We start from the raw sequence: 7,103 nt of genomic DNA on the forward strand, positions 1-7,103 counted from the left end.
TAACCTTCCCTCTTCAATATTATATTAGACATAATATAATAACTAACAAAACACTACTGCTGATAGAGTATTACGTCTTATATAAGTAGTATGACATTCATTAAAAATTGTATTCATGATTTAACTTTTTTAAGTTTATGACAACTATTTGTCACAAAATTGTAATAAAATATTTTAGGAAAACATTTTCTATATAAATAGGGGGAAAATTATGCGAAAGAAAAAAAGTTTATTAATTATCTTTATATTACCAATATTATTATCTATATTCATATTCTCTCATCCACTTTTTTATTATAAATTTTTTAATAAAGATATTACTGTCATAAACAATGTTGTTTATGCAAGTTCACTTCCAGATAATAACTTTAAAAGTTCCTATACTCCAAAAATAAAGTTTGAAGATAGACCAATAACAAAAGTTAGTGGTGTAAGTTTAAATATTCTAAATGAGCCTAACATTACTAATGTTCCTATGTTACTTAAAGCTCAAAGATATTACATACCACTTAATTTTATTTGTTCAAAACTTAATTATACAGTTAATGCTTCTGACAACAAAATTTTAATATCTAATAGTAGTAATAATAATACAATATCTCTTACTGAAAATTCTTATACAAAAAATTCTAGGACAGGCTCTCTTAGAGGTAATTTAATAAATAATGATAATACTAATTATATTTCAATTTCAGACATAGAAGAGCTTTTTGATTTAATTGCTGTTTTTGACTTTAAAAATAATAATATCAGTTTACTCAGCAATGATGTTAAATCAGCTGAAAATTCTTCAGTGTCATATAATAATAAGGTTGCTCTAATTAGATTAGAAGATTTCGGTAGTGGTGGTAATTATGCTATAGACCAAAATCAAACAAAAGTAAAACTTATGGCTAATCTTCTATATTCTCAAGGAATGAAATTTCATGTTAGCTGGATTCCTAGATTTAAATCTCCTGCTGATAATATTGATAATGATTTATTAACTAACGATAATATGGCAAATGTAGGCTTTGTTAACCTCTTAGACTATTTAATCAACAAAGGCGCTGAAATAGGACTTCATGGTTATACTCATCAGCATGGTGATGAAAAAAGCGGGCCAGGAAATGAATTGACTAAAGATGTAAATAATACAGAATCTGATGTACAAACCATAGTAGAAAATGGAATTGATACTGCAAGTGCTTTAAATATACCTATTTCCTATTTTGAAAGTCCTCACTATGGAGAAACTGACCTTCAAAGAAAAGTTATTGAAAATTATTTTGAGTTTATATATGAGCCTTATGATTATACATCTAAAAATATATATAACTTAGATGACCATAACCTATTTGTCCCAACTCCACTGGGATATGTACACAATTCAGACCCAACATCTATAGTTGATGGTCTTAATGATGAAGATCCAGACACACTTCACAGTTTTTATTATCATCCATATGTCGAATTGAAATATATAAATTTTAATACTAGCAATAATAAGCTTAATATAAATTATGATGAAAATTCACCTCTGCAAAAAATAGTTAAAACTCTTAAATCTGATCAGTACACAACTATTCATATTGATGATTTAAAATCCAAATAAATATAGAAAATATAATGCCAGTCAAACTTTATAATATCTTATCAAAGTTTGACTGGCATTAAATGTAATGCTCAATATTATGATTTATGTCATATTTTCAAATATCTTTGGTACATTTAAGATTCCATATCCCCAATATGGATTAGGTATAATATCTCCACTTCTTGCAATTCCTCCTTTGGCAAGATAAGCTTTAAGTGTTTCTGAAAACATTTCTGGCTGATGTCCATCAACAATCCCCCATTGAAATAACATAGCACAAACACCTGAAACAATAGCTGCTGCTACGCTAGTCCCGTTAACTACTGCTGTTTTATTTCCAGGTGCTACCGTCAATGCATCAACGCCCCCTGCAGCAATGTCAATTACATTTATGTATGACTCTAAGAATGCCACCCCAGAGTAATCAACAATGTTGTTATTATTTTGATTATAGGCTGCTGCTGTCAATATATAAAGCGAATTACCTGGATTGGTTATTGTCCCGAATGGATCAGCGAAACTAAATCTAGTATTTCCAACTGTTAAGCCTCTTTGTGGCAGCCATGCATCATACCTTCCATTTGTGATATAATTTGCAGTTATCCTAAGCCTCCATATACCAGGCTGTAAATTATAAAATCTAATTCGTATCAATTCATCTCCAGTAATTTCTTCAGGTAAATAATAATTTACTTTAACATTAGTTTTCTCAAATACGAAAGTGAAATTAAATGTATAATTTATCATCAGTGATACTACACCTGTAGTTTCTCCTGAAGGCGATACTACTTCTAAAGACATTACATTTGGTACACTAGACCAAATCTGAACTCCCCATAGGTTTTTTTGTTCAGGTGACACTACTAGTTCAATAACTCCTGCTTCACTTCCTTTAACTCCACTAACTGTAGTTACCACTCCATATGCATGTCCTTCTACGTTCCTTTGATTGCCAGTTCCAGTGACTACAGTTATACCCTTATTTATTAAAATTGAACTTATGAAGTTCTCTAAAATTCCTGTTCCTTTATGATTTCCTATTGTACTTCCAAGAGGAAAATATATAACCATTGGTTTTCCACTTATCAATATATATTCATATAAATATTCTATTGCCGCGAAAATGGCAGTTATATTAAATACTGGAACTTGAGTTTCTGGAAATTGCTTTTCATATGAAATGTCCCTTATTAGCTTTACTACTACGAAATTGCATTCTGGAACCACTCCCTTTAAATTTTGCTCCTTCCCCGTTGCACCAATTATTCCAGCCATATTAGTACCATGCCCAATCTCATCTAGAGTAGGAACTATATCATAAGGAGATTTTCCTTCTCTATAAGCTCTTATAGCCTCATTTATTTCGTTCCTATCATATACATTTCCAAATGGAACAGGATCATATGTCTTTTCTTCAGTCGTTATTGTAGTCTGGTCCCAAATGCTTTCAATTCTAGTTTCACCATTGAAATTCATAAACTCTTCGTTTAAGTAATCAATTCCCGAATCAATTATTGCTACATTAACTCCTCTGCCTGTTAAGTTTAAGGGCGATCCCACCTGTACGAAACTAGCTTGAGACGCCTCAATTGGTGAAATCTGCTGTAAAGTATAAAATTCTGCTGGAACAACATATGTTATTGCCTGTATATGAGGTTCATTCCCCATATTAATTTCAACATCTTTCTTTACAGATACTATTGCATACTTATCATTGATTATTGTCACATAATAATTTGGAATCTTCGAAATTTCAGCCTCAATATCTCCCCGATACAGTACCACATAGTTATCATAGTTTGTATCATTAATTACTCTCTCGGCTAATATGTTCTTCTGCATTTTCTCCCCCCAATCAAACCACTCATAAGTGTATATAACATCCATATATATTTGACACATTCTGATATTTAAGTATATATCAATGAAACCAGCCGCATTGTGAATTAATTTTTTTTGCATTGCAGGAAATTTAATAATAACTCTTATAGTTAATAATATTTGTTTATTTACTAAATTATCCACTTTATAATCATCTTATTAAATGTTTTAATATATATTCTTTGTATATATTAAAACATATATATGTTAACATGCATATTGACATATATATATGAAAATGATATGGTTATATAAAGATATAAGCAAAAAAATAATATTGGTAGCGCTGAATCAATTTGAACGGGAGAACCAATTATTGGGGTTAATCTTATCATTATGATAAGTAGGGTTAATTTTCTTCAATCCGAATCCGTCAGCTAATCTCGTAAGCGTTGAAGAGAAGTTTTTAAATACTATAAATAATATAGTTTTTTTAGTATACCCATAAATATTATTACTTAATAAGCTGTGGAGACTTCTCTACAGCTTATTATTTTGCTTAATTATAATTAATACTTTAAGGAGGCTTATTATGTTAAAAATATGTTTAATTGGTATTGGAAAAACTGGAAAAGAAATAGCCAAAATGATATTTAAGCAAACAGATATGAGAATTGTATCAGCCATGTGCAGTCCAGGGAGCACGAAGAAAAATATTGATTTAGGTCAAGCAATCGGAATTCAAGACATTGGTATTAAAATAGAAGGAACAAATAAATTAGAGGAACTTCTTATAAAATGTAGACCAGATGTTGTAGTGGATTTTTCTGCTCCTGAAGCTACATTAAATAACGTACAAATCATATCCAATCTTGGAATAAATCTAGTTATTGGTACTACAGGTTTCTCTAAAGAGGATTTGGAAAAAATCAGAATGTCAGCTTATAATAATCAGACTGGTATAGTATATGCACCTAATATTACTCTTGGCGTAAATGTCTTAATGGTACTAGCAAAATTAGCATCTATTTTATTAGATAATTACGATTTCCAAATTACTGAAGCACATCATAAAAATAAGAAGGATATTCCATCTGCTACAGCACTTAAAATAGTTAACGAAATAGAGGATGGTCTATTATATCTAGGCAAAGATATTACCGAAGGCAAAATCCCTATAAATTCAGTACGCTCTGGTGGTATCGTTGGAAAGCATGAGGTATTAATTGCTGGTGAATATGATAAAATCATAATTTCTCATGAGTCATTTTCACGAAGAGTCTTCGCCGCTGGTGCAATTCATGCAATAAATTTTATCAAAGAGAAAATTGGATTTTATGAAATGAGTGATGTATTATCCTTATCAAAAGTTATTGAAGATTTATATATTAATCAAAATAAAGATAATTCCAGCACAAATAAAACAATGATAGCAATAGATCTTGAGAAATAATATTATTGAAAAAGCCAAAATACCCAAACAGATCCTTGTGAACGTTTAAAAGGAGTGATTAATTTATGAAAAGAAATTATAAAGATATATCTATATGGAAAGATGTAACTAAAGAACAATGGAATGATTGGAAGTGGCAGATTACCAACCGAATCACTACTGTCGAAGAGTTGGAACAAGTCGTAAGTCTCACAGAAGAAGAGAAACTCGGAGTAAAAGCTAGTCTTAAAAAACTAAAGATGGCTATTACGCCTTATTATGCGACACTAATAGATTCCGATGATTACAATTGTCCAATTAGAAGACAAGCTATTCCTACCATTCATGAAACAGAAATATCAGAGTATGATATTAGTGATCCCTTACATGAAACAGTTGACTCACCCGTCCCCGGACTTACACACAGGTATCCTGATAGAGTACTTCTTTTAATTACAGAACAATGTTCAATGTATTGCAGACATTGTACAAGAAGACGTTTTGCTGGACATGAAGACAGTTCTTTATGTAACGATGATATTTTAAAAGCTATTGAATATATTAAGGCACATAAAGAAGTACGAGATGTTTTACTTTCTGGGGGAGATGCATTGTGTGTTTCAGATGAAAAACTTGAATTTATATTAAAAAAATTAAGAGAAATTGAACATGTTGAAGTTATAAGAATAGGCACCAGAGTTCCAGTAGTTATGCCTCAACGAATAACCTCTAATTTATGTAGTATAATAAAAAAATATCATCCTGTTTGGATTAATACTCACTTTAACCATCCAAAAGAAATAACTAAAGAAGCAATGCTTGCCTGTAAAATGCTTGCTGACTCTGGAATTCCCCTTGGTAACCAATCTGTTTTGTTAAAGAATATCAATGATTGCCCTTACATTATGAAAGATTTAGTTCAAAAATTAGTTCAAAACAGAGTACGACCTTATTATATATACCAATGTGATTTATCAGAAGGAATAGAACATTTTAGAACTCCAGTCTCAGCTGGTATCGAAATTATAGAGCTTTTACGAGGACATACTTCTGGATTTGCCGTTCCAACCTTTGTAATAGATGCACCAGGCGGTGGTGGAAAAATACCTATTAATCCTCAATACTTAATATCTCAATCTCCCGAAAAATTAGTACTTAGAAATTATGAAGGTATACTATGTACTTATACCGAACCATCAGATAAAACTCATGAATGTAAAGATTGCGGTATATGTGATAAATTTAAAAAAGACGATTATAAAGGACTAGAAAAACTCTACAGAGATGAAAGAATATGTCTTACTCCAATGAGCAATGTAAGAATGAGAAGGAGGAAAGAATTTAATGAAATCAGATAGCTATAAAAATAATAACTATTATACTAATATAGATCGTACTAGAATATATGTAGATTTAACAAGTAAACGTGTGAAAATAATTAATAATAGTAATATAACTACTCAAAATCTAAGAAGAATTATTCACTATGCTTCAAAGCAGCATCTAGGCAAAATTATTTGTAATTGTACTACTGAATCATTTGAGATTTTTTCAGATGCAGGTTTCAAATTAGAAGGAAAAATTGATGGATTCTTTAAAGGCGAAGATGCCTTTTGCATGTCATATTTTATTAATAGTAATAGAGAATTGTGCAGTAATTTTATTGAGAAAAATTTATTAATAAGAAAATGCTTAGATGTAAAAAACACCTTTACTACTGAACATAGCAATTTGAATTATACTATAAGAAATGCAAATAAAAATGATATAAAAGAGATGATCAAACTTTTTTCCACTGTTTTTTCAACATATCCCTCTCCTATTTATGATGAGGAATTTTTAAAGGAAACTATGAATAAAAAAGTTTTATATAAAATTGCTATTTATGATGAAAAAATTATCAGCATAGCCTCTGCAGATATGGATATTGAAAATTTAAATGCAGAAATAACTGACTGTGCTACTTATCCTGCTTATGGCGGGAATGGAGTATTATCTAATATTATTCATTCATTAGAATGTGATCTTAAAGCTAAAGGATTCATGACTTTATATAGTTTATCCAGAGCAATAAATCCGAGTATTAATTACGTGTTAAGCAAACATAATTATACCTTTACAGGCCGCATGGTTAATAATTGTAATATTTGTGGCACCTTTGAAGATATGAACATTTGGGTAAAAAATATATATAAAAAATAGCATATATTCCATAAAATGGGGCTGTCGCACTAAATAATTAGTGCACAGCTCATTTTTGTGCAAAAAAATAAA

The 7,103-nt window shown here is 30.1% G+C and carries 5 protein-coding genes and 1 riboswitch; of the genes, 4 read left to right on the forward strand and 1 reads right to left on the reverse strand.

Annotation, left to right across the window (positions count from 1 at the left end):
- Positions 1 to 211 precede the first annotated feature (211 nt).
- Positions 212 to 1,594 carry a DUF2334 domain-containing protein gene (locus tag CLOBL_RS01395; RefSeq protein WP_077857359.1) on the forward strand — a complete coding sequence of 461 codons (1,383 nt, stop codon included), beginning with the start codon at positions 212 to 214 and terminating at the stop codon, positions 1,592 to 1,594.
- A gap of 84 nt (positions 1,595 to 1,678) precedes the next feature.
- On the opposite strand, the gene CLOBL_RS01400 is transcribed toward CLOBL_RS01395, so the two are convergent.
- The gene (locus CLOBL_RS01400; RefSeq protein WP_077857365.1) at positions 1,679 to 3,418 is read right to left on the reverse strand and encodes a S8 family peptidase; all 1,740 of its coding nucleotides are present in this window, start codon (positions 3,416 to 3,418) and stop codon (positions 1,679 to 1,681) included.
- A gap of 313 nt (positions 3,419 to 3,731) precedes the next feature.
- Positions 3,732 to 3,864: riboswitch (cyclic di-AMP (ydaO/yuaA leader) on the forward strand.
- 125 nt (positions 3,865 to 3,989) lie between these two features.
- Between CLOBL_RS01400 and dapB the strand changes: the two genes are divergently transcribed.
- The 3 genes from dapB (at position 3,990) to ablB (ending at position 7,031) form a co-directional block, all read left to right on the forward strand.
- Positions 3,990 to 4,850 (forward strand): 4-hydroxy-tetrahydrodipicolinate reductase, encoded by an 861-nt coding sequence (dapB, locus tag CLOBL_RS01405; protein ID WP_077857360.1) that lies wholly within the window; start codon positions 3,990 to 3,992, stop codon positions 4,848 to 4,850.
- A 65-nt stretch (positions 4,851 to 4,915) separates the two neighbouring features.
- Entirely contained in the window at positions 4,916 to 6,187 is a 1,272-nt protein-coding gene (gene ablA, locus CLOBL_RS01410) for a lysine 2,3-aminomutase (RefSeq protein ID WP_077857361.1), read from the forward strand.
- A complete protein-coding gene (ablB, locus tag CLOBL_RS01415; protein WP_077857362.1) occupies positions 6,174 to 7,031 on the forward strand; it encodes a putative beta-lysine N-acetyltransferase in 858 nt (285 codons plus the stop codon). Before ablA ends, ablB begins: the two co-directional genes overlap by 14 nt.
- The last annotated feature ends 72 nt before the right edge of the window (positions 7,032 to 7,103 follow it).

It is taken from the genome of Clostridium sp. BL-8 (assembly GCF_002006495.1).
GTDB lineage: Bacteria > Bacillota > Clostridia > Clostridiales > Clostridiaceae > Clostridium.

Coding starts and splice junctions, on each gene's coding strand:
- CLOBL_RS01395 (WP_077857359.1), top strand. CDS start 212: ATGCGAAAGAAAAAAAGTTTATTAATTATCTTTATATTACCAATATTA.
- CLOBL_RS01400 (WP_077857365.1), bottom strand. CDS start 3,418: ATGCAGAAGAACATATTAGCCGAGAGAGTAATTAATGATACAAACTAT.
- dapB (WP_077857360.1), top strand. CDS start 3,990: ATGTTAAAAATATGTTTAATTGGTATTGGAAAAACTGGAAAAGAAATA.
- ablA (WP_077857361.1), top strand. CDS start 4,916: ATGAAAAGAAATTATAAAGATATATCTATATGGAAAGATGTAACTAAA.
- ablB (WP_077857362.1), top strand. CDS start 6,174: ATGAAATCAGATAGCTATAAAAATAATAACTATTATACTAATATAGAT.